This window comes from uncultured Kocuria sp. (assembly GCF_947500125.1).
GTDB lineage: Bacteria > Actinomycetota > Actinomycetes > Actinomycetales > Micrococcaceae > Kocuria.
Genome location: NZ_CANMRA010000003.1, coordinates 62065 through 83752, shown reverse-complemented (window position 1 = coordinate 83752; position 21688 = coordinate 62065). Strand labels below are relative to the sequence as shown.

Annotated in this window: 20 protein-coding genes; 16 read left to right on the top strand and 4 right to left on the bottom strand. The window is 75.2% G+C overall.

The window, feature by feature from the left end:
* Positions 1-48: 48 nt before the first annotated feature.
* The 10 genes from Q0817_RS02905 (at position 49) to secA (ending at position 12939) form a co-directional block, all read left to right on the top strand.
* Complete coding sequence (locus tag Q0817_RS02905) at positions 49-1254, top strand: cysteine desulfurase family protein (RefSeq protein ID WP_298583702.1); 1206 nt, start codon at positions 49-51, stop codon at positions 1252-1254.
* Between the two features lie 132 nt (positions 1255-1386).
* Entirely contained in the window at positions 1387-2598 is a 1212-nt protein-coding gene (gene mnmA, locus Q0817_RS02900; RefSeq protein ID WP_298583700.1) for a tRNA 2-thiouridine(34) synthase MnmA, read from the top strand.
* Between the two features lie 10 nt (positions 2599-2608).
* The gene (locus Q0817_RS02895; RefSeq protein ID WP_298583699.1) at positions 2609-3010 is read left to right on the top strand and encodes a chorismate mutase; all 402 of its coding nucleotides are present in this window, start codon (positions 2609-2611) and stop codon (positions 3008-3010) included.
* The gene (locus Q0817_RS02890; RefSeq protein ID WP_298583697.1) at positions 3007-4065 is read left to right on the top strand and encodes a hypothetical protein; all 1059 of its coding nucleotides are present in this window, start codon (positions 3007-3009) and stop codon (positions 4063-4065) included. Before Q0817_RS02895 ends, Q0817_RS02890 begins: the two co-directional genes overlap by 4 nt.
* 161 nt (positions 4066-4226) lie before the next feature.
* On the top strand, positions 4227-4910 hold the full coding sequence (mtrA, locus tag Q0817_RS02885; protein WP_017833623.1) for an MtrAB system response regulator MtrA: 684 nt from the start codon (positions 4227-4229) through the stop codon (positions 4908-4910).
* Positions 4907-6664 carry an MtrAB system histidine kinase MtrB gene (mtrB, locus tag Q0817_RS02880; protein ID WP_298583693.1) on the top strand — a complete coding sequence of 586 codons (1758 nt, stop codon included), beginning with the start codon at positions 4907-4909 and terminating at the stop codon, positions 6662-6664. Before mtrA ends, mtrB begins: the two co-directional genes overlap by 4 nt.
* A complete protein-coding gene (locus Q0817_RS02875) occupies positions 6661-8355 on the top strand; it encodes an LpqB family beta-propeller domain-containing protein (protein ID WP_298583690.1) in 1695 nt (564 codons plus the stop codon). Before mtrB ends, Q0817_RS02875 begins: the two co-directional genes overlap by 4 nt.
* A 92-nt stretch (positions 8356-8447) precedes the next feature.
* Positions 8448-9248: a ComF family protein gene (locus Q0817_RS02870; protein WP_298583688.1), complete on the top strand. Its 801-nt coding sequence runs from the start codon at positions 8448-8450 to the stop codon at positions 9246-9248.
* An 89-nt stretch (positions 9249-9337) separates the two neighbouring features.
* Entirely contained in the window at positions 9338-10024 is a 687-nt protein-coding gene (raiA, locus tag Q0817_RS02865) for a ribosome hibernation-promoting factor, HPF/YfiA family (protein WP_298583686.1), read from the top strand.
* A gap of 191 nt (positions 10025-10215) precedes the next feature.
* A complete protein-coding gene (gene secA / locus Q0817_RS02860) occupies positions 10216-12939 on the top strand; it encodes a preprotein translocase subunit SecA (RefSeq protein WP_298583684.1) in 2724 nt (907 codons plus the stop codon).
* 40 nt (positions 12940-12979) lie between these two features.
* Here the strand turns inward: secA and Q0817_RS02855 are convergent, their stop codons facing one another.
* Positions 12980-13501 carry an Rv3235 family protein gene (locus Q0817_RS02855; RefSeq protein WP_298583682.1) on the bottom strand — a complete coding sequence of 174 codons (522 nt, stop codon included), beginning with the start codon at positions 13499-13501 and terminating at the stop codon, positions 12980-12982.
* 70 nt (positions 13502-13571) lie between these two features.
* Entirely contained in the window at positions 13572-14402 is an 831-nt protein-coding gene (locus tag Q0817_RS02850; protein ID WP_298583681.1) for a LysM peptidoglycan-binding domain-containing protein, read from the bottom strand.
* 209 nt (positions 14403-14611) lie between these two features.
* On the opposite strand from Q0817_RS02850, the gene Q0817_RS02845 reads away from it, so the two are divergent.
* On the top strand, positions 14612-15175 hold the full coding sequence (locus tag Q0817_RS02845; RefSeq protein WP_298583679.1) for a hypothetical protein: 564 nt from the start codon (positions 14612-14614) through the stop codon (positions 15173-15175).
* 27 nt (positions 15176-15202) lie between these two features.
* On the opposite strand, the gene Q0817_RS02840 is transcribed toward Q0817_RS02845, so the two are convergent.
* The gene (locus Q0817_RS02840) at positions 15203-15418 is read right to left on the bottom strand and encodes a helix-turn-helix domain-containing protein (protein WP_017833632.1); all 216 of its coding nucleotides are present in this window, start codon (positions 15416-15418) and stop codon (positions 15203-15205) included.
* A 239-nt stretch (positions 15419-15657) separates the two neighbouring features.
* Here Q0817_RS02840 and Q0817_RS02835 point away from each other — a divergent pair, with 239 nt between their 5' ends.
* The 3 genes from Q0817_RS02835 to Q0817_RS02825 are packed head-to-tail and all read left to right on the top strand — an operon-like array spanning position 15658 to position 19268.
* Complete coding sequence (locus Q0817_RS02835) at positions 15658-16311, top strand: SAF domain-containing protein (RefSeq protein WP_298583677.1); 654 nt, start codon at positions 15658-15660, stop codon at positions 16309-16311.
* Entirely contained in the window at positions 16287-17663 is a 1377-nt protein-coding gene (locus Q0817_RS02830; protein ID WP_298583675.1) for a P-loop NTPase, read from the top strand. The genes Q0817_RS02835 and Q0817_RS02830 overlap by 25 nt, the downstream gene beginning before the upstream one ends.
* 51 nt (positions 17664-17714) lie before the next feature.
* Positions 17715-19268, top strand: a complete 1554-nt coding sequence (locus Q0817_RS02825; protein WP_298583673.1) for a sensor histidine kinase — start codon at positions 17715-17717, stop codon at positions 19266-19268.
* A gap of 73 nt (positions 19269-19341) precedes the next feature.
* Here the strand turns inward: Q0817_RS02825 and Q0817_RS02820 are convergent, their stop codons facing one another.
* A complete protein-coding gene (locus tag Q0817_RS02820) occupies positions 19342-19590 on the bottom strand; it encodes a WhiB family transcriptional regulator (RefSeq protein WP_017833636.1) in 249 nt (82 codons plus the stop codon).
* A 317-nt stretch (positions 19591-19907) separates the two neighbouring features.
* On the opposite strand from Q0817_RS02820, the gene Q0817_RS02815 reads away from it, so the two are divergent.
* The gene (locus Q0817_RS02815) at positions 19908-20306 is read left to right on the top strand and encodes a hypothetical protein (protein ID WP_298583662.1); all 399 of its coding nucleotides are present in this window, start codon (positions 19908-19910) and stop codon (positions 20304-20306) included.
* 148 nt (positions 20307-20454) lie between these two features.
* Positions 20455-21633, top strand: a complete 1179-nt coding sequence (locus Q0817_RS02810) for a glycosyltransferase family 4 protein (RefSeq protein ID WP_298583660.1) — start codon at positions 20455-20457, stop codon at positions 21631-21633.
* Positions 21634-21688 lie beyond the last annotated feature (55 nt).

Genomic DNA, 21688 nt, shown 5'->3' with positions numbered 1-21688 from the left:
CTACGGACGCCCGGCGCGCGCCCAGGCCGGGCCCCTAGACTGGCGGGCGTGCCGCACGAGCCCGTCTACCTCGACCACGCCGCCACCGCGCCGCTGCGCCCCTCCGCGCTCGCCGCGGTCGCCGAGCAGCTCGCGCGCGGCGGCAACCCCTCCTCGCTGCACCGGCCCGGCCGCGCGGCGCGCGCCGTCGTGGAGCAGGCCCGCGACGAGGTCGCGGCGGCGCTGGGCGCGGACCCCGTCGAGATCGTCTTCACCTCCGGGGGCACCGAGGCCGACAACCTGGCCGTCCAGGGCCTGTACCGGCACCGGCGCGGGCAGGACCCCCGCCGCCGGCGCATCCTCGCGTCCTCCGTGGAGCACGCCGCGGTGGCCGACACCGTGGAGTGGCTGGCCGCCCACGAGGGCGCCGAGCCCGTCTGGCTGCCCGTCGACGCGACCGGCCGGGTGGATCCGGCCGCCGTCCGGGCGGAACTGGCCCGGGACCCCGGCTCCACCGCGCTGCTGACCGTCATGTGGGCGAACAACGAGGTGGGCACCGTCCAGCCCGTCGCGGAGCTCGCCGCGCTCGCGGAGGAGTTCGGGGTCCCCTTCCACTGCGACGCCGTGCAGGCCTTCGGCTCCCTGCCCGTCGACGCCCACCTGCCCGGGCTCACCACCCTGGCCGTCTCCGCCCACAAGCTGGGCGGTCCCGTGGGCGCCGGGGCCCTCGTGGCCGGGCGCACCGTGGGGCTGGCGCCCGTCCAGCACGGCGGCGGCCAGGAGCGCACGGTGCGCTCCGGCACCCTCGACGCCGCCGCGCTCGCCGGTTTCGGCGTGGCGGCGCGGGAGGCCGCCGCGGAGCGGGAGGCCGAGGCGGAGCGGCTCGCCGGGCTGCGCGACCGGCTGGTGGAGGGCGTGCGCCGGATCGTGCCCGACGCCGTCCTGCGCGGCCCGGAGGACCCGGAGCACGCGGGTGCCCGGCTGCCCGGGAACGCCCACTTCACCTTCCCCGGCTGCGAGGGGGACTCGCTGCTGTTCCTGCTGGACGGCGCCGGGATCGCCTCCTCCACCGGCTCGGCGTGCCACGCCGGGGTGCCCCGCGCGTCCTCCGTGCTGCTGGCCATGGGCCTGGACGAGGCCACCGCGCGCGGCGCGCAGCGCTTCAGCCTGGGCCGCACCAGCACCGCCGCCGACGTCGACGCCCTCCTCGCCGCCCTGCCGGAGGTCCACCGGCGCGCGCTGCGCGCCGGGCTCTCCGGCGCGGCGCCGGCCTGAGCCCGGGCCGGCGGGGAGCGCGGGGGACGCCCGCCGGCCCGGGGAATACCGGCCCGCCGCGCCCCGTTGACGACACGGACCACGAACCCCGGCACCGACCCCCGACCCCTCACCCCTGGAGACGATCTCACCGTGCGAGTACTGGCAGCCATGAGCGGCGGCGTCGACTCGGCCGTGGCGGCGGCCCGCGCCGTCGACGCCGGCCACGACGTGACGGGAGTCCACCTCGCGCTCTCGCGCACGCCCGGCACCCTGCGCACCGGCTCCCGGGGCTGCTGCACGATCGAGGACTCCCGGGACGCGTGGCGCGCCGCCGACGTCCTCGGCATCCCGTACTACGTGTGGGACTTCTCCGAGCGGTTCCAGGCCGACGTCGTCGACGACTTCGTGGCGGAGTACGCGGCCGGGCGCACCCCCAACCCGTGCCTGCGCTGCAACGAGAAGATCAAGTTCGCCGCCCTGCTCGAGAAGGCCCTCGCCCTGGGCTTCGACGCGGTGTGCACCGGCCACTACGCCAAGGTGGTCGAGGACCCCGACGGCCGCCGGGAGCTGCACCGCGCCGCGGACTGGGCGAAGGACCAGTCCTACGTCCTCGGCGTGCTCACGGCCCAGCAGCTCGAGCACGTGCTGCTCCCGCTGGCCGAGACCCCGTCCAAGGCCGAGGTGCGCGCCGAGGCGGCCCGCCGCGGGCTGTCCGTGGCGAGCAAGCCCGACTCCCACGACATCTGCTTCATCCCCGACGGCGACACCCGCGGCTGGCTCGCGGAGCGCATCGAGATGACCGAGGGGGAGATCAAGGACGTCGACGGGAACGTGGTCGGCACCCACCCCGGAGCCAACGCGTTCACCGTGGGCCAGCGCAAGGGCCTGCGGATCGGCACCCCCGCCCCCGACGGCAAGCCGCGCTTCGTCCTGGAGATCCGGCCGAGGACCAACGAGGTCGTCGTGGGCCCGCAGGCGATGCTGGCCGTCGACGAGCTGCGCGGGATCCGCCCCTCCTGGGCCGGGGCGCCCGTGCCCGAGGCGGGCCCGCTCCTGCGCCCCGGGGCCGCGGCCGGGACGGCGTCGGACCCGTTCCCCGTCCTCGCCCAGGTCCGGGCGCACGGGGACCCGGTCCCCGCCCGGGCCCGCCTCGAGCTCGTCGAGGGGCCCGGCGGCGACCCGGTGCCCGAACTCGTGGTCCGCCTCGAGGAGCCGATGCGCGGCGTGGCCCCCGGCCAGTCGGTCGTGCTCTACCAGGGCACCCGGGTCCTCGGCCAGGCCACGGTGGACCGCGCCCACTCGCTGGCCCGCCCCGACGTCGCCGCCCGGCCCGGTCCCGCCCGGCCCGATCCCGCCCGATAGACTGGCCGGCATGAACGCACCGCACCCCCACGCCTCCGCCGGCGTCCGGGCCCACCAGGACTTCGACGCCGACGCGTCCTCGCTGCAGGGCCGGGCCGACCCCCGCGTGCTCGCCGAGCTGCAGTCCATCCGCGGCACCATCGACAACATCGACGCGGCCCTGGTGCACCTGCTCGCCGAGCGGTTCAAGGCCACCCAGCGCGTCGGCGTCCTCAAGGCCACCCACGGCCTGCCCGCCGGCGACCCCGACCGGGAGTCCGCCCAGATCGGACGTCTCCGGGCGCTCGCGGCCTCCGCGCAGCTCGATCCGGAGTTCGCGGAGAAGTTCCTGAACTTCATCATCAGCGAGGTCATCCGCCACCACGTGGCCCTCTCCGAGGACCACCGGCGGGAGGACGACGACCCCTCGTGACGCCCCACGCCCCCGCCGCTCCCCGGCGCGCCGACCCCGACGTCCCCGGCGTCGTGGGCACGGCCCTCGGCGCGATGCCCGGCACCGACGTCGTCGAGTCCGTGACCCTGCTGCGGGGCGAGCTCGGGGCGCCCCACATCTCCTTCCTGCCCGTCCTGCCGGCCCGGGGTGCGGCCGCCGACCCCGTCGCCCGCACGGCCGCGGTGCTCGACCAGCTCCACGCGGACCGGCAGCCCCACGGGCTGCGCGTGTCCGGGGTCCCCGGCAAGGACTCCCGGTCCGCACGGGCGCTGCTGGCCGGTGACGTCAACGTGCTGGCCGACGTGATCGGCGCCGAGAGCGGCCCCGACGACGCACCGGTCAAGACCCAGTTGTTCGGCCCGCTCAGCCTGGCCGCCCGGCTCCACCTGCACGCGGGGGAGCGGGCGCTCAAGGACCACGGCGCCCGCCGCGACATCGCCGACTCCCTGGCCTCCGGCGTCCTCGAGCACGTCCGGGCGGTGCGCGCCGCGGCGCCCGGGCGGGACGTCCTCGTCCAGCTGGACGAGCCCGAGCTCGCCCGGGTGCTCGCGGGAGGCCTGCCCACGATGAGCGGCTACCGGACCCTGCGCGCGGTCCCCGCGGCGGAGGCCCGGAGGTCGCTGACCACCGTGGTCGAGGCCTGCCGGGAGGCCGGCGCCGCCGCCGTCGCCCTGCGGCTGCCCGCCGGGGTCGATCCCCGGCTCGCCCGGGAGATCGGAGCGGACGCGGTGCACGTGCCCGCCCCCGCCGGTTCGGCGCACGAGTGGGAGCCGCTCGCCGCGCTCGTCGAGGACGGCCTGCAGCTGTGGCTGGGCCTTGTCCCTGTGCCCCCCGGACCGGCAGGCGCCCGGGCGCTGGCCGCGGACGTGTGGTCCGTGTGGCGGGACCTCGGGCTGCCGGCCGGGGCCCTCGACCAGGTCCGGATCACACCGCGCGAGGAGCTCGACGCCCTGGGTCCCGCCGAGCTGCGCGACGTCCTCGCGCGGGTCACCGAGACCGCCTCGGCGCTGGCCCGGACCGCCGCCGAGGACTGAGCCCGTCCACCCGGCGGACCGACACACTCCGCGCCGAGGTGCGGGGCGGGCCGCGATCGGCCACAATGCAGGTGGACCCCGGTCCACCACCACGCCCCGGACGCCCCGGGCCACGGCGGTCCCCGCCCACTGCGGGTCCGCCCCACACCACCGGAGAGGCGATGAACGCGCGAATACTGGTCGTCGACGACGACGCCGCCCTGTCGGAGATGATCGGGATCGTCCTGACCGCGGAGGGCTTCGAGCCCGTCTTCTGCTACGACGGTGCCACCGCCGTGGACACCTTCCGGGCCGTGCGCCCGGACCTGCTGCTGCTCGACCTCATGCTCCCGGGCAAGGACGGCATCCAGGTCTGCCGCGAGATCCGCACGATCTCCGACGTCCCCGTCGTCATGCTCACCGCGAAGTCGGACACCGTCGACGTGGTCCGGGGACTGGAGGCCGGGGCCGACGACTACGTGCCCAAGCCGTTCAAGCCCGCCGAGCTCGTGGCCCGGGTCAAGGCCCGCCTGCGCCCCGTCGAGCGCGCCAACTCGCAGGAGCTGCGGATCGGCGACCTGACCATCGACGTGAGCGGGCACAGCGTGCACCGGGGGGACCACGAGATCGGCCTCACCCCCCTCGAGTTCGACCTGCTCACCGCCCTGGCGCGCGCACCGCACCAGGTGTTCTCGCGGGAGATGCTGCTCCGCGACGTCTGGGGCTACCAGCACGCCGCCGACACGCGGCTCGTCAACGTCCACGTGCAGCGGCTGCGCTCCAAGATCGAGCGGGACCCGGAGAGCCCCGAGATCGTGGTCACCGTGCGCGGCGTCGGCTACAAGGCGGGCACGTCCGCCCGATGACCCCGCCGGACGCCGCCGCCTCCCCCCGGCGCCGTGGGCCGGCCGGGGCCGCGACCCGACGGCTGCGGCTGGGCCGGCTCCTCCTGGCCCGCCGCTGGCGGCAGTCCCTGCAGTTCCGGGCCATCGCCGTGTCCCTGTCCCTGACCGCGCTGGCCTTCTTCGTCACGGGCAGCTTCCTGTCGCACCAGATCGCGGACCGGCTGTTCACCGAACGGCTGGACCAGGTCCTCGCCTCGGCCACCGCGGACTTCGAGCAGGTGCAGGACAGCTTCGACGCCTCGGACGCCTCCGACCGCGACGAGCTGCAGGCGCTCGTCGCCTCGACCCTCGGCTCGCTCTCGGTGGACGGCGCGGAGACGGAGCGCTGGATCCTGCTCCCGATGGACTTCACCAGCGGGCAGACCCTCATCCCGGCGCAGAGCCAGAGCCCGTGGATGACCTCGAGCACCGTGCCCCCGGAGCTGCAGGAACGCCTCGCGGAGCAGGACGGCGTGTTCTGGCAGCCCGCCTCGGTCCGGATGACGGAGAACGGGGAGGAGGCCCCCGTCATCGTCGTGGGCACGGTGGTGGACCTCTACCAGAACAGCCGCTACGGGCTCTACCTCGTCTACGACTTCTCCGAGCCGCAGCGCACCCTCGACGCGATGCACGCGGTGCTGCTGCTGTCGGTGGTCGTCCTGCTCCTGCTCGTGGGCGCGATCGTCTGGTACGTCACCCGCGAGGTCGTCCGTCCCGTGTCCAGCACCGCCCGCGTGGCCGAGCAGCTCGCCGACGGCGACCTGGGCGTGCGGATGCCCGTCAGCGGCTCGCACGAGGTCGCCCGCCTCGCCCGGTCCTTCAACCGGATGGCGGACAGCCTGCAGGATCAGATCACGCAGCTCGAGCAGCTGTCCTCGATGCAGCAGACCTTCGTCTCCGACGTCTCCCACGAGCTGCGCACCCCGCTGACCACGGTGCGGATGGCGGCCGAGGTGCTCTTCAACGCCCGCGAGGACTTCGACCCCGTCAACCGCCGCTCCGCCGAGCTGCTCTACCACCAGGTGGACCGCTTCGACTCCCTGCTGGCCGACCTGCTGGAGATCTCCCGCTTCGACGCGGGCGCCGCGCGCCTCGAGGTGGCCAACGTCGAGCTGTTCTCGGTGGTGCACGACGTCGTGGAGGCCGCCGCCCCGCTCGCCGTCTCCTCCGGCTCCACGGTGCGGGTGCGCTCGGAGCTGTCCCGTTGCACCGTGCAGGGGGACCAGCGACGGATCGAGCGGATCCTGCGCAACCTCGTGGTCAACGCCCTCGAGCACGGCGAGGGCCGGCCCGTCGACGTCGTCGTCGGGGCCTCCGACGTGGCCGCGGCCGTGGCCGTGCGCGACCACGGCATCGGGATGACCGAGGAGGAGGCGGCCAAGGCGTTCAACCGCTTCTGGCGCGCGGACCCGGCCCGCGCCCGCACCACCGGCGGGACGGGGCTCGGCCTCGCGATCGCCACCGAGGACACGCGGCTGCACGGAGGCCGGCTCGACGTGTGGGGCGAACCGGGGGAGGGCGCGTGCTTCCGGCTCACCCTGCCCCGGACCCGCGGACGGCGGCTCGCGCCCGACGACGAGAGCCCGCTCGGGCTGCCCCCCGACGCCGACGCGTACCCCGAGACGGCTGCCGTGACGAGGACGGGGTCCCTGGCCCTGGCGTCCGCGGCCCCGCCGGAGCAGGCGCCCCCCGCCGGGGCGGCGCAGCCGACCGACGTGGAGGAGGACCGGCCATGAGCAGGACCCGGCGGCTGACCCGCACGGCCGTACTGGCTCTGGCCGCGGCCGTGGCGATCGGCGGCTGCGGAGCCATTCCCCGGACGGGACCCGTGCACCGGCACGCCGAGCCCACCCGGACCGCGGCCCAGCCCACCTACGACGTCGCACCGGCCGGCCCCCGGGACGGGGCGACGCCGGAGCAGGTCGTGCGCGGCTTCCTCGCGGCCGGGACCGGCGTGGCCGACGACTACTCCGTGGCCCGCGAGTACCTCACCCCGGAGCTCGCCGGCACCTGGCACCCCGACGCGCGCACCATCGTGCACCGCGGCGACGCCTCGCCCGTGCCCCGGCTCGAGGACAACGAGTACCGCGTGAACCTCGAGGTGGAGAGCGTGGTGGACGGCTCCGGCGTGATCGAGCGCAAGCCGGCGGGGGCCACGGAGGTGCTCGACTTCGACGTGGTCCAGGTGGACGGCCAGTGGCGGATCTCCGACGCCCCGGACGCGACGGCGCTCACCCGGCCCGACTTCGAGGACATCTTCGAGCCCCACCACCTGTACTTCGCGGACGAGGACCTGTCCAACGTGGTGGTCGACCCCCGGTGGTTCCCGGACCGGGTGCCCGTGTCCACGTCGATCGTGCGCGCCCTGCTCGGCGGCCCCGCGCCCTACCTGCGGGGAGCCGTGACCTCGGCGTTCCCGCCGGGGACCACGCTGGCGCGCTCGGCGGTGCCCGTGCGGGAGGGCACCGCCACCGTGGAGCTCAGCGTGCCCGACTTCGACCCTGCGAACATCGAGATCAACCGCCGGATGCACGACCAGCTCTCGCTGAGCCTCAGGTCGCTCACCGCGGTGAACGACGTGGAGCTGCTCGTCGACGGGGCGCCCGTGGAGCTGGGCGCGGGGTGGACGGACACCGCGCCGGTCCAGGACGTCACCGTCCCGTCCCGGCAGGTGGGGCTGCACGACGGCGAGCTCGTGTTCTACCAGGGCGGCCAGACCGAGATCGTGGCCGGGATCCCCCCGCTGGACGGCCACCACCCGTCCAGCCCCGCGATGGACGCCGCGGCCGAGCACTTCGCGTTCGTGGACACGGGCACGGGCTCCCTGGTGACCGTGACCCGGGACGGGGCGCCCGTGGAGCGCTTCAGCGGGACCGGCCTGACCCGCCCGAGCTTCGACGAGCACGGGTGGGTGTGGACCGGGGACTCCGCCGGGACCGTCCGGGCCGTGCGCACCGGCCCGAGCGCCGGCGACCCGCTGCGCGTCGAGGCCTCGTGGCTATCGGCGCGGACCGTGACCTCCCTGCGGATCTCGCGCGGGGGTACGCGCGCGCTCGTCGTCACCGAGGACGACGGGGTCTCCCAGATCTGGCTGGCCGGCGTGGTCCGCGGGCCCGACGGGACCCCGCGCCGGCTCAACGAGCCGTACCGGGTGGCCGCCGACGTCGACGTGGACGCGGCACTGTGGCTCAGCGACCGGGAGTTCGTCGCGGCCCCGCTCGACGGCACCGGGTCCGTCCGACCCCGCATCTACGACGTGTCCGGGCGGTTCCGGGAACTGCCCGGTCTCGTCGGCCTCACCGGGCTCAGCGGCGGCAACGGCACGTCCTCCGTCTACGCCGTGGCCGGCGGCACCCTGCACATGCTGACGGGCAACGCCTGGGCACCGCAGAGCGAGGACGTGCTGGACACGGCCTTCGCCGGCTGAGGACCGCCGCCCGTCCGTGGTCCACAGCCCCGGCAGTGCGGACGGGGGACGCCACCCGGTCCGGGGCGGCGGGCACGGACCAGGATGGGCGCATGCCCGCGACCCCGCCCTCCGCCCGCGCCCTCGACCGGGCCGCCGCACGGGTCCTCGACCGTCTGGCCGAGGCCGCCGAGGTGCTCCTGCCCGTGGAGTGCGCCGTGTGCCGTGCCCCGGGGGCCGCCGTGTGCCGTGCCTGCCGCATGGTGCTGCGCCGGTCCTGCGCCCGTCCCTTCGAGGCGTCCTCGGCCGCGCCGCTGCTGGAGCCGACGCTGCCGGTCGTCGCCGCCGGGCGCTACGCCCACGGACTCGCCACGTGCCTGCTCGCGCTCAAGAACACCGGCCGCACCGATCTGGTCCCCGTGCTCGCCGCCTGCCTGGCCACGGCCCTGCACCGCGCCGCACGGGACTGGCCGCCCGGGCCCGTGCTGCTCGTCCCGGTGCCGACCAGCCCGGCGGCCCTGCGGCGCCGCTGGTTCGACCCCGTGCGGCTGCTGCTGGAGGACTGCGCGCGCCGCGGCGTGCTCCCCGCGGGCACGGTCGTGAGCCGCGGACTGCGGCACCGCGGGAGCGGCACCCTGCTGCCCGGGCCGGCGCAGAAGCGGCTGGGCACCGCGGGCCGGCGGGCCCGGCCCACCGGGTCCATGCGGTGCGCCGCGGCGCCGGGCGCCCGGTGCGTCGTCGTCGACGACGTCCTGACCACGGGCGCGACCCTCGGGGAGGCCGCCCGTGCGCTGCGGGCCGGAGGGGCCGAGGTGGTCGGTGCGGTGGTGCTCGCGGCGGTGCGGCCCCCGGCGGTTGCGCTCACCGCTGATTCGGTCCCGGCCCCGCCGCGGCCTGGTGAATATCCGAGGTGATTCAACTAACGTTGAGTCACGGGACGCAACAATCCTCCCGGGTGGGCGGCCCCATCCGCCCACGTCACCCCCGAGATTTGGAGGGCATCATGGAACTGAACGTCATGGGACGCAACGTCGCCGTACCGGAGCGGTTCAAGGAGTACGCCGCCGAGAAGGTCGTCAAGTTCGAGGAGCTGGGCGAGAAGGTCCAGCGCATTGATGTCAAGGTCACGAAGGACCACGCGCTGCCCGGCCACCAGGGCATGGGCGTGGAGATCACGGTCTCCGGCCGCGGCCCCGTCCTGCGGGCCGAGGCGCGCGGCGACGACAAGTTCGCCGCCTTCGACGAGGCTTACAGCAAGCTTCTCGAGCGCCTGCGCCGGGCGCGCGACCGCCGCAAGGTGCACCGCGGCGCCCACCGTCCCACGGCCGTTCACGAGGCCACCGGCACCCTGCCCGTGGTCCCGAGTTCCGGACCCATCTACGCCACCGCCGCGGAGCTCGCGACCGCCGAGCAGGAGGCGTTCGACCAGAGCGTGAGCCTCACCGACGCCGTCACCCCCGTCGAGATCCGGCGCAAGCGGTTCCCGGCCTCCGAGCTGAGCGTCGACGAGGCCGTCGACCACATGGAGCTCGTCGGCCACGACTTCTACCTTTTCGTCGACAAGGAGACCGGGGAGCCCTCCGCGGTCTACCGCCGCAAGGGCTGGAGCTACGGCGTCATCAGCCTCAGCGACAACGGCGAGGAGTCCGAGGAGAGCGTCCGGGCGTACCAGCCCGAGCCCGCCCGCTGATCGCGCCCCCATGACGGCGGGGCGGTCCGGCTGGGTGCCGGCCGGGTCCCGCCCCGGAAGAGCCCGGTGGTTGCGGCCGCCGGGCTCGTCCGTGCCCGAGGACCGGGACCGGCTCCCGTAGACTGGAGCGGGTGCCGGACACCCCCCCCATCAGTCCCAGCACGGCAGTCGAACACGAGGAGCGTGTGCACGTGGCGTCATTCCTGGAGAAAGTCCTCAGGACCGGAGACAAGAAGGTCCTGACGAGGCTGCGGTCCTACACGACCGCCATCAACAGCCTCGAGGACAGCTTCGGGGAGCTCAGCGACGCGGAGCTGCGCGCCGAGACGGACGCCTTCCGCGCCCGCGTGGCCGACGGCGAGTCGCTGGACCGGCTGCTGCCCGAGGCCTTCGCCGTGGTCCGGGAGGCCGCGTCCCGCACCCTGGGCCAGCGCCACTACGACGTCCAGCTCATGGGCGGCGCCGCCCTGCACCTCGGGAACATCGCCGAGATGAAGACCGGTGAGGGCAAGACCCTCGTCGCCACGGCTCCCGCCTATCTCAACGCCCTCTCCGGCAAGGGCGTCCACGTCGTCACCGTGAACGACTACCTGGCCGAGTACCAGGCCAACCTCATGGGGCGCGTCTACCGGTTCCTGGGCATGGAGACCGGCGTGGTGCTGGCCAACCAGGACCCGGCGACCCGCCGCCAGCAGTACGTCGCCGACATCACGTACGGCACGAACAACGAGTTCGGCTTCGACTACCTCCGCGACAACATGGCGTGGAGCCCCGACGAGCTCGTGCAGCGGGGCCACAACTTCGCGATCGTCGACGAGGTGGACTCCATCCTGATCGACGAGGCCCGCACCCCGCTCATCATCTCCGGGCCGGCCTCCGGGGAGGCCAACCGGTGGTACACCGAGTTCGGCCGTCTCGTGCAGCGCCTCGACGCCGGCACCGACTACGAGGTGGACGAGAAGAAGCGCACCGTGGGCGTGCTCGAGTCCGGGATCGAGAAGGTCGAGGACTGGCTCGGGATCGACAACCTCTACGAGGCCCAGAACACGCCGCTCATCGGCTTCCTGAACAACGCCATCAAGGCCAAGGAGCTCTTCCGCGCCAACAAGGACTACGTGGTGCTCAAGGGCGAGGTGATGATCGTCGACGAGCACACCGGCCGCATCCTCGCCGGCCGGCGCTACAACGAGGGCATGCACCAGGCCATCGAGGCGAAGGAGGGCGTCGAGATCAAGGCGGAGAACCAGACGCTCGCCACGGTCACCCTGCAGAACTACTTCCGTCTCTACGAGAAGCTCTCCGGCATGACGGGAACCGCCGAGACCGAGGCCGCCGAGTTCATGAACACCTACGGGCTGGGCGTCGTGTCCATCGAGACGCACCGTCCCCTCGCCCGCATCGACCGTCCCGACCTCGTCTACAAGAACGAGGTCGCGAAGTTCGCCGCGGTGGTCAAGGACATCGAGGAGCGGCACGCGAAGGGCCAGCCCGTCCTGGTGGGCACCGTGTCGGTCGAGAAGAGCGAGTACCTCTCGAAGCTGCTCGCCCAGCGCGGCGTCCGCCACGAGGTGCTCAACGCGAAGAACCACGCCCGGGAGGCCGCGATCGTCGCGCAGGCCGGCCGCAGGGGCGCGGTGACCGTGGCCACCAACATGGCCGGCCGCGGCACCGACATCATGCTCGGCGGCAACGCCGAGTTCAACGCCGTGGACCGGATGCGGGAGAAGGGGCTGGACCCGCAGCGGGACGCGGAGGAGTACGAACGGGTGTGGCCAGAGGTGGCGGCCGCGTGCGAGGAGGAGACGAGGGCCGAGCACCAGGAGGTGGTCGCCGTCGGCGGTCTCTACGTCCTGGGCACCGAACGCCACGAGTCGCGGCGCATCGACAACCAGCTGCGCGGACGCTCCGGGCGCCAGGGGGACCCGGGCGAGTCCCGCTTCTACCTCTCCCTCGCGGACGACCTCATGCGGCTGTTCAACGCCGGTGCGGCGCAGCGGCTCATGGCGGGAGCACCGGACGACACCGCCCTGGAGCACAAGATCGTCTCCCGCGCCATCGCCTCGGCGCAGAGCCAGGTCGAGGGACGCAACGCCGAGCAGCGCAAGAACGTCCTCAAGTACGACGACGTCCTCAACCGTCAGCGCGAGGCGGTGTACCGCGACCGCCGCCGGGTCCTCGAGGGCGACGACCTCAAGGAGCAGATCGCCCAGTTCGTCGACGAGGTCGTCTCGTCCACCGTCGAGGACCGCACGGCGGTCGGCCATCCCGAGGACTGGGACCTCGACGGCCTGTGGGAGTCCCTGCGCACGATCTACCCCGTGACCCTCACGGTCGACGAGGTCGTGGAGGAGGCCGGGGGCCGCACCCGGCTCACGGCGGAGTTCCTGCGCGAGCAGATCCTCTCCGACGCGCGCCTCGTCTACGACCAGCGGGAGGAGGAGGTCGGCGCGGAGGCGATGCGCAACCTGGAGCGGCGCGTGCTGCTGTCGGTCATCGGGCGCAAGTGGCCCGAGCACCTCTACGAGATGGACTACCTCAAGGAGGGCATCGGCCTGCGCGCCATGGCCCAGCGCGACCCCCTCGTGGAGTACCAGCGCGAGGGCTACGCGATGTTCCAGGAGATGATGGGGGCGATCCGCGAGGAGACGGTCTCGACCCTGTACCGGATGGAGATCCGCCGCCAGCGCGTGGGCGCCGACGGCGGCCCCGTCGACCTGCAGATCCCGCGCCAGCCCAGCTTCCTGCAGTACACCGCGCCCGCGGAGACCGGTGGGACGCAGACCCGCACGGAGCCGGTCGGGGCGGGCGGCGGCGCGGACGAGGCGGACGAGGTGGACGCCGCGGACGCGTCCCCGAACCGGGCCGGGCGCCGGGCCCGCGCCCGGGCCGCGAGCGCCGAGTCCTCCGAGGGCTGAACGGGCCGGGACGGGCGGCGGTGGACCCGCCGACCTCGAGTCAGCCGACCTCGAGCTCGGTGACGCTCCAGCCCCGGCCCAGGCGCTCCAGGCGCATGGCCACGGCCCGGCTGCGCCGCGGCTCGACCACCACGAGGGCCACCTCGTAGACGCCGCGGTCCACCCGGCAGACCCGGCACCTGCGCACGTGGGGATTGCGGTGCAGCTCCTGCAGCGCGGCCTTGCCCTCGAACTGCTCCTGCAGCAGCCGGAGCATCTCGGCGCGCTGCTGGAAGCGCTCCACGATCTCCGGGGTGCTCCAGCGGCTCAGCTGCGCCGCCGGCCGGCTCCCGCCCAGCACCTCCACGGCCGCCTGGCCGATGGACCGGGCCAGCGCCGTCACTCGGCCCAGCTCGTCCGCGGCGTCGTGGCCCAGCACGCGCGTGGCGCCCCACGTGTACCCGCCCGGGGCCGTGGGCGGCGCCGGACGGGACCGGCGGGCCGGTGGGCCTGCTGCCGGGCGTCCGGGTGCGGGCGCGACCGGACGGGCGACCGGGTCGGAACCGGCGGCGGGTGCGTTCATGACGGGCCTCCTGGGAACGGTGCTGCGGTGGGTCGGTGTTCGGGTGCTGCCGAGCCGGGGCGCGGGCAGGTCAGGGACCTCCGGCGCCTGGCACCAGGAGCCGCTGGCCCGGCAGGAGCCGGTGCGGCCCGTCCACGAGCACGTGCCGGTTCAGCTCGTACCAGTGGGGCCACGCGCGGGCGATCTGCTCCTCGGAGGCCTCCGGCCCCAGACTGGCGGCCGCCAGGGACCACAGGGTGTCCCCGCGCACGACCGTGACGGCGCCGTCCACGGTGCGCTCCACCGCCGGCGCCGGGGCCCGCGGGCCGCAGGGAGCCGGCGCCGCCGGAGGAACGGGGGAGGGTTCCCCGCCGAGTCCCGGGCCGGGCCCGACGCCCGGGTCGAGGCCGGGTTCGAGGCCGGGTTCGCGGCGGGGGTCGTGGTCGGCGCCCGTCCCGGACGCCCCGGACCCCGAGGGCTGCTCCGGGGCCCGAGGATCCGGGGCAGGGGCCTCCTGCGCCGCTGCCCCGGTGTCCCAGAACGGGGAGGGCGTGTCGTCGGCGATCGCCCCCGGGGCGGCGAGGAGCTGCAGACCCAGGGCCGTGGCCGCCGCGCGGCGCAGCAGGGCGGGGGAGCACCTCCGGCAGAGCCCGGCCAGGCGCTGCCAGCGGCGGCGATCGGCCAGCACCGCGAGCACCGCGAGGGCGGCGGCCAGGGTCCAGGCCACGACCAGTGCGCAGCCGACCGCGGCCGCCACCAGTCCGATCAGCGCCCCGGTGTCCGAGCCTCCGGCGGGACGGCCGACGTCGGGGCCGGTCAGGACGGCGCCACAGACCGCGGTGGTCAGACCCAGGGCGGGAACCAGGAGCACCGACCACAGCGGAGCAGCAGCGGTGCGTGCGGGTCGTGCCGTGCCGTCCATCTCGTCCCCACCCCATGGAGTTGGATCTCATTTGACTGTTTTTGATGTTGTTTGACGCGTTTTGACATTGTTAGCACTCGCTGGCAGCCGGTGTAAAGGGTGCCGCGGGCCGCGGTGGACATGACGTTCCTTGACCGGCCCGGGACGGACGCCTACGTTGAGGCCCTGCGCGACCGGACGGTCCGGGCGGCGGAAGGGGAGGCCCTGCAGTGCGCTGGGAGCAGCTGTTCGCGGACATGGAGGCCCAGCTGGCCTCGGTGCACCAGCTGGGCCTGGAGGAGGAGGCCGCGGAGCAGGCCCGTGCGGAGTACTCCCGGGTGCGCCTGGCGGACCGGCTGCGCCGGCGGCAGGGCGAACCCGTGCGGGCCCTGCTCGCGGGGTCCGTGCCGGTCGAGGGCCGGGTGCGCACGGTGGGGTCCGGCTGGGTCGCCCTCGAGGACCGGGGGACCGAGCACCTGGTGCCGCTGGGGGCCGTCCTGTGGTGGGAGTCCCTCGGCCGGGGGTGGGCGTCCGGCGACGACCCGGTGGCGCTGCGGCTCGGCCTGGGGCACGCGCTGCGCGCCCTCGCCCGGGCCAGGGCCGGGGTGCGGATCCGGCTCGCCGGCGGCGGACCGCTCGGCGAGCTCGACGGGACGGTCGACCAGGTGGGCGCGGACTTCTTCGACCTGGCCCTGCACCCCGACGACGACTACCGGAGGCGGAGCAGCGTGACCGCACTGCGCGCCGTGCCGTTCCCGGCGCTGGTCTGCGTGACCTCGCTCGCGGCGGGGTGAAGCGGCCGCCGGGGTCGACCCGGTGGATCAGTCCAGTGCGCCCGAGCGCACCGCCTCCGCGGTCCGTTCGTACCCCCGGGCGATGTACTCCTCCAGCTTGGCGGTCTCGACACGCCACTGGCCGCGTCCGCCCACCTGGATGGCGGGCAGCTCCCCGCTGCGCACGAGAGCCCTCGCCTGCGTCGCCGAGATGTTGAGGATCTCGGCGACGTCCGCCAAGGTCAGGAAGCGCTGCTGCGCCATCCTCCGCCTCCTTGCTCGTGGTTGCTCTCCCGTTCCAGTCTGCCACCGAACGGACGGAGCGGCCCCCCGTCCACATGCGGCGCCGTCACCACCCCGGCACGGCGCGCGGGGTGGCCCGGACACGACCCTGTCCCCAGTTGTGCACCGACCCGTTCCCGCGGCACCACGCCCGCGGGCACAATGTGGTCGACGAGCGCGGTCCCCACGGCCGCGCCGAGCATCGAGAGAGGCGGTCGCCGATGAGCGGCACGGTCAGGGGCACGGACGCCCCGTCGGTCCGGTTCCGGAGACCGACCTGGCGGGACCCCCGGCTACTGACCGGGCTGCTGCTCGTGCTGCTCTCCGTCGCCGGGGTGACCGCCGTGGTCTCCGCCACGAACCGGACGGACCCCTACCTGGCGGCGGCCCGGGACCTCGAGGTCGGCCAGGAGGTGACCGCGGAGGACGTCGTGGCCGTCGACGTCCGGCTGCAGGACGCCGCGGACCTGTACGTCCCGGCCGACGCCGCGCCCGGGCCGGGCACGGTCGCCACGCAGCGGATCCCGGCGGGCCAGCTGCTGCCGGGGAACGCCCTGGGCACCGCGGACCGGCTGGACCGCAAGCCGGTGGCCGTCCCCGTGGACCACCCGCTGCCCCAGGACGCCGGGGCCGGCTCGCGCGTGGACGTCTGGGTCGCCGCGCAGAAGCCCTCGGGCCGAGGCCACGAGCCGGCGCGCCTGCTGCTTCCCGCGGCCGAGATCGCCGGGGTGCAGGCGGAGGAGACCGCCCTCGGCGCCGGCCGCGGCACCGTGGTGCACGTGCTGGTCGAGGAGGACCCGATGGAGGAGCTCGTGGACGCGCTCGGCAACGACGCCCGTGTCACGCTCGTGTGGAACCCCGCGGGCGGCCGGTGATGGTGCTGCCGGTCATGGCCCTCGGGGTCTCGACCTGGCCACTCGTCGACGGGATCGAACGGCTGCCCGGGCCGGTCACGGTGGTGCGCCGCTGCCTCGACCTCACGGAGCTGCTGGCCGCGGCCCGTGCCGGACTCGGCCGGGCCGCCCTCGTCGCGGAGGGCGCCGAGGACCTCACCGCGAGCCTGCTGGAGCAGATCCGGCTCGGTGGCGCGGCGCTGCTGGTCCTGGAGGGCCACGACCACCGCCGCCTCGCCGGCCTGGGCGCCGTGGTCGTCCCGGAGCACGCTACCCCCGAGGACGCCGCCCGCCTCGTCGAGGAGGCTGTCGCCGCCGCGGCGGGCGCACCGACCACCGTGGGCTACGCCGACGTCGTCGCGGCGGGCCGCGCGGACGCCGCGGCCGGCGCGGACCCCGGGGGCCTGGAGGACCTCGGCGGCGCGGAGCCGTCCGGCCCCCGGGGCGCCGGGCGGATCGTGGCGGTGTGGGGTCCCACGGGAGCGCCGGGCCGGACCACGGTGGCCGTCAACCTCGCCGCCGAGATCGCCCTCCTCGGGCAGGACACCGCCCTCCTCGACGCGGACACCTACGGCCCGTCGGTGGCCGCGGCCCTCGGCATGCTCGACGAGGCGGCGGGTCTGGCCCAGGCGTGCCGCCTGGCCGACCAGGGCCGGCTCGACGGCGCGGCCCTGCGCCGGACGGCGGCCGACGTGGCCGTCGCGGGGCGCACCGTCCGGGTGCTCACGGGCCTGACCCGTCAGGACCGCTGGCCGGAGCTGCGCTCCAGCGCCGTCGCGGCCGTGCTCGAGCGCTCGGTGCAGGAGTTCGGCACCACGGTCGTGGACTGCGGCTTCGCGCTGGAGGCCGACGAGGAGCTCACCGTCGACACCATGGCTCCTCGCCGGCACGCCGCGGCCCTCACGGTCCTGGAGCGCGCGGACGTGGTGGTGGCCGTGGGCGCCGCGGACACCATCGGCGTGCCGCGGCTGGTCAAGGGTCTGCCGGACGTCGCCGCGGCCGCGCCCGGCGCCCGGCTCGTCGTCGTCGTCAACAAGCTGCGCCGCTCGGCGGCCGGACGCTCCCCGGAGCTGGGGATCCGCGAGGCCTGGGCGCGCTTCGGTGCCGGCCCGGCGGTCGAGCTGTTCGTGCCGTGGGACCCGGAGACCTTCGACGAGGCGCTGCTGGCGGGGGCCGTCCTGGCGGAGACCGCGGCGGGGTCGGCAGGGCGCGCCGCGTTCCGGACACTGGCCGGCAGGGTGCTCGCCGACGCCGGGGAGGCGGAGGCGGAGGGGGACCCGCTCGTGCACGGTACTAGGCTGGGCGGCAGGATCGGGGCCTGGTTGCGGCGCTGATCACGGGGGGCGCCGTCCGGGCCCTCCCCACCAGCGACCACCGGAGGCGATGTGGCGTTCACGGAACCGCTCAGGGACACCCAGGACTTCGGGCCCGGGGACTACGAGTGGCTGCACCTGCTCGTGGGGGACTGGCAGCTCATCTCCGACCTCGCCTTCGGCGACCTGATCCTCAGCTTCCCCGCCGACTACATCCCGGCCGCGGGCAGCGGCAACGGCCGCGGCATGCCGGCCCCCGGCAGCCCGTTCCGGGTGCTCGCCCACGTGCGCCCCGCGACGGGGCCCACGGTCTTCCACAAGGACATGGTCGGCGAGCTGCTGCCCGAGGAGCTGAGCGGGCCCCTGCGGGCCGCCTGGGTCGGCCGGCGGGTCGAGCGGGTGCGCCCCCCGGGGGAGGGGGCCCGCTCCTCGGACCCGGTCAAGGTGGTGCCGCTCGTGCGCAAGGGGCGGACGCTCGCCCTGCTGACCCTGCACGCAGGGCGGGCACTGGGGCACGTGGCCTCGCGGCAGGAGGTCGTGTACCGCGAGACCGCCGACGCGCTGCTGCGGATGGCCAACGGGGGCCTCTGGCCGGACTTCTCCGCCCCGACGGGGTCGCGCCGGGGCGCGCCCCGCGTCGGGGACGGGGCGATCCGGCTCGACGCCGAGGACCGCGTGACCTACGTCTCGCCCAACGCGGAGTCGGCGCTGCGCCGGCTGGGGATCGACGGCGAGCTGCTCGGGGAGCGGCTCATGGACCTCGTGACCCCCGTGCTGGGGCCGGGGGCGGACGCGGACGAGACCCTCGCCCCCGTGCTCAGCGGGCGGACGGCGTGGCGCACCGAGGTGGAGGGCACGCGTGTGAGCGTCAACTTCCGCTCGGTCCCGCTGCGGGACCGCTCCGGCCGGCTCGGCGCCGTGCTGCTCTGCCGGGACGTCACGGAGCTGCGCCGCCGGGACCTGGAGCTCGTGTCGAAGGACGCGACCGTCCGGGAGATCCACCACCGCGTCAAGAACAACCTGCAGACGGTCTCGGCGCTGCTGCGCCTGCAGGCCCGGCGGATGACGACGGACGAGGCGCGGCACGGTCTCGAGCAGGCCATGCGCCGTGTCGCGACCATCGCGATGGTGCACGAGACGCTCTCCCAGGGATTCACGCAGAACGTGGACTTCGACGAGCTCATCGCCCGGCAGTTCCGGCTCGCGGCGGAGGTGGCGGCCCCCGAGCAGACGGTGCACACCCGGATGATCGGCGAGTTCGGCGAGCTGCCGACCCGTCTGGCCACCCCGCTGGCGCTCGTGATCAACGAACTCGTCACGAACGCCGTCGAGCACGGCCTCGCCGGCCGGACCGGCACGGTGACCCTGGAGGCGTCCCGCGTGCAGGACGAGGACGGTGCCGGTCAGCTGCTCGAGGTCGTGGTGAGCGACGACGGCGCCGGGATGGGCGACGTGGTCATCGAGGAGTCCGGGGCCGGTGCCTTCCGCAGGGCGGGCAGCGGCGAGGGGCTGGGGATGCAGATCGTGCGCACCCTCGTGGCGGGCGAGCTCGGGGGCTGGATCCGCTGGGTGCCGCGGCAGGGCGGGGGCACCGAGGTGACCGTGTGCGCCCGGCTCGACGACTGATCCGGGGGCGGCCCGGGAAGCGGCAAGGACCGGGACCCCGCAGGGTTCCCGGTCCTCGGCGCGAGCGGAGCGCTCAGGAGGCGCGGCGGGCGCGGGCGGCGCGGCGCTTGAGGGCGCGGCGCTCGTCCTCGCTCATCCCGCCCCAGACGCCCGCGTCCTGGCCGGACTCGAGGGCCCACTGGAGGCAGGTGTCCATCACCGGGCAGCTGCGGCACACGGCCTTGGCCTCCTCGATCTGCAGAAGAGCAGGTCCGGTGTTGCCCACGGGGAAGAACAGCTCGGGATCCTTCTCCAGGCATGCTGCGCGGCTACGCCAATCCATGGTCAGCGATCGCTCCTTTCAAGGGCGGGTCCCGGCGGCGCAGGGCAGAGGGATCCTGCGGCAGCGGCGTCCGGGACAAGAGAAAAGGCCCATTCGCACGGGCCTTGTGAAGAACTGTCGTCCACTTTCCCACGCCGGAGGGGTGTGGACAAGGGTTTGGGGGCCGCGTCACACCCCGTTCGGTGAGTCGTTGCTCACAGGACGCCCGGCGCGGACGGCTCCGGGATCCCGGCGGCGGCCCGCCCCGGCGGCCGGCGGACTAGGGTGGCGGGGAGCGCCGCAGCCCGCGCCCGCCGCACCGCCGGAAGGAGAACTCCATGACCGTCCCCTCCCAGGGTGCCCGGCCGGGCGAGGTCGTCGTCCTGACCGGCGTGGTGCTGCTCGAGGCCCTGGTCCTCGCGGGCGCCGCGCTGCGCCTGGTCTGGACCCTCCTGTTCGGGGAGCCCCTGACCGCGGGCGGCACGGTCTTCCTCACGGCGGTGTTCCTCGGGGGCGCCCTGTGGCTGCTGCGCGTGGGCCGGGGCCTCTGGCGCGGCTTCCGGTGGCCCCGCGCGGCCGCGCTCGTGGTCCAGCTCTTCCTCCTGGTGCTCGCCTACCCCCTGCTCCGGTCGGGGCAGTGGGGGCCAGGGCTCGCGACGGCCGCGCCGGCCGTCCTCGTCCTCGTCCTGCTCTTCCGTCCGGGCGTGCTCGCCTGGACGAGCCGCACCGTCCGGTAGCGGGCCCGCCCGCCCGGTCCGTCGCCGCCCGGGGCGCGCCCGCCCGGGACCGGGCGGGCCGGACCAGTACAGTTGAACCGCCCGCGCCCGTCGACGTCGTGCCCGGCCCCCGTCCCCTCCCGTCGAGCAGCCCCGAACAGGTGGTCCCGTGACTCCCCGCCGCATCGTCATCGTCAGCCGCATCTTCGCGCCCGAGCCGGCCGCCGCGTCCTTCCGGCTGCGGGCCCTGGCCCGTGGGCTGACCGAGGCGGGGGCTCAGGTCACGGTCCTCACCACGCGCCCGCCCGCCGGAGCCGTGGTCGAGCCGGAGCCCTACCCGGTGCGCCGGTGGCCCGTCCTGCGCGACCGGTACGACTACGTGCGCGGCATCGTCCAGTACCTCAGCTTCGACGTCCCCGTCCTCTTCCGGCTCCTGGCCACCCGCGCCGACCTCGTGGTCAGCGAACCGCCTCCCACCACGGGGATGGCCGTGCTCGTGTCCTCGTTCCTGCGGCGGCGGCCGTACGTCTGGTACGCCCCGGACATCTGGACCACCGCGGCCGAGAAGATGGACGTCCCCGCCCCGGTGAAGCGGGCCATGCGCGTCATGGAGACCCTCGCGGCCCGGCGGGCCGCCGGCGTGCTCACCGTGTCCGAGGCCATGGGCCGCGAGCTGCAGTCCGTCACCGGCGTGGAGTGGGAGAAGGTGCTCGTGGCGGAGAACGGCATCGACACCGACGTCTTCCGCCCCGACGGGCCCGTGGCCGAGCCCGCCGCCCCCTACTTCGTCTACGCCGGGTCGATGTCCGAGTGGCAGGGCGCCGACGTCTTCGTCCGCGCCATGCCCCGGGTCCTGGAGGCCCACCCCGGCGCCCAACTGCGTTTCTTCGGCCGCGGCTCCGACATCGACCGGGTGCAGGAGATCGCCGAGCGGCTCGCGCCCGGGAGCGTGCTCTTCGAGGGGTTGCGCCCCGCCGCCGAGACCGCCGAGTGGACCCGGGGCGCCGTCGCCGCCCTGGGCGCAGTGCTCCCGGGCATTGGCTACGACTTCACCAAGCCCACCAAGATCTACGCCGCCGCGGCGTGCGGGACGCCGGTCGTCTACGCGGGGGCGGGGGTCGCCGCCGAGCTCGTGGAGGACAACGCCCTGGGCGCGGTCGTCGACCACGACGCCGACGCGGTGGCCGGGGCCATGATCGCCGCCCTCGACCGCCGGCTCGACCCCTCGCGGGCCGAGGAGGACGCCCGGGAGCGCCGCCGGCGCGCCGCGTGGGCGGCCGAGAACGCGTCCCTGGCGGCCTCCGGCCGCGTCGCCGCCGAGTGGCTGCTCCGGGGCTTCCCCGACTGATCAGGTACTTTGGTACGCAGCGCACGCCCGGCGCGCCCGTGCCGCCCCCTTTCCG

What these genes read in the sequence shown, in the direction of transcription:
- Q0817_RS02895 (WP_298583699.1), top strand. Translation starts at nt 2,609, where the DNA reads ATGAACGCACCGCACCCCCACGCCTCCGCCGGCGTCCGGGCCCACCAG.
- mtrA (WP_017833623.1), top strand. Translation starts at nt 4,227, where the DNA reads ATGAACGCGCGAATACTGGTCGTCGACGACGACGCCGCCCTGTCGGAG.
- mtrB (WP_298583693.1), top strand. Translation starts at nt 4,907, where the DNA reads ATGACCCCGCCGGACGCCGCCGCCTCCCCCCGGCGCCGTGGGCCGGCC.
- Q0817_RS02875 (WP_298583690.1), top strand. Translation starts at nt 6,661, where the DNA reads ATGAGCAGGACCCGGCGGCTGACCCGCACGGCCGTACTGGCTCTGGCC.
- Q0817_RS02870 (WP_298583688.1), top strand. Translation starts at nt 8,448, where the DNA reads ATGCCCGCGACCCCGCCCTCCGCCCGCGCCCTCGACCGGGCCGCCGCA.
- raiA (WP_298583686.1), top strand. Translation starts at nt 9,338, where the DNA reads ATGGAACTGAACGTCATGGGACGCAACGTCGCCGTACCGGAGCGGTTC.
- Q0817_RS02855 (WP_298583682.1), bottom strand. Translation starts at nt 13,501, where the DNA reads ATGAACGCACCCGCCGCCGGTTCCGACCCGGTCGCCCGTCCGGTCGCG.
- Q0817_RS02850 (WP_298583681.1), bottom strand. Translation starts at nt 14,402, where the DNA reads ATGGACGGCACGGCACGACCCGCACGCACCGCTGCTGCTCCGCTGTGG.
- Q0817_RS02840 (WP_017833632.1), bottom strand. Translation starts at nt 15,418, where the DNA reads ATGGCGCAGCAGCGCTTCCTGACCTTGGCGGACGTCGCCGAGATCCTC.
- Q0817_RS02835 (WP_298583677.1), top strand. Translation starts at nt 15,658, where the DNA reads ATGAGCGGCACGGTCAGGGGCACGGACGCCCCGTCGGTCCGGTTCCGG.
- Q0817_RS02820 (WP_017833636.1), bottom strand. Translation starts at nt 19,590, where the DNA reads ATGGATTGGCGTAGCCGCGCAGCATGCCTGGAGAAGGATCCCGAGCTG.
- Q0817_RS02815 (WP_298583662.1), top strand. Translation starts at nt 19,908, where the DNA reads ATGACCGTCCCCTCCCAGGGTGCCCGGCCGGGCGAGGTCGTCGTCCTG.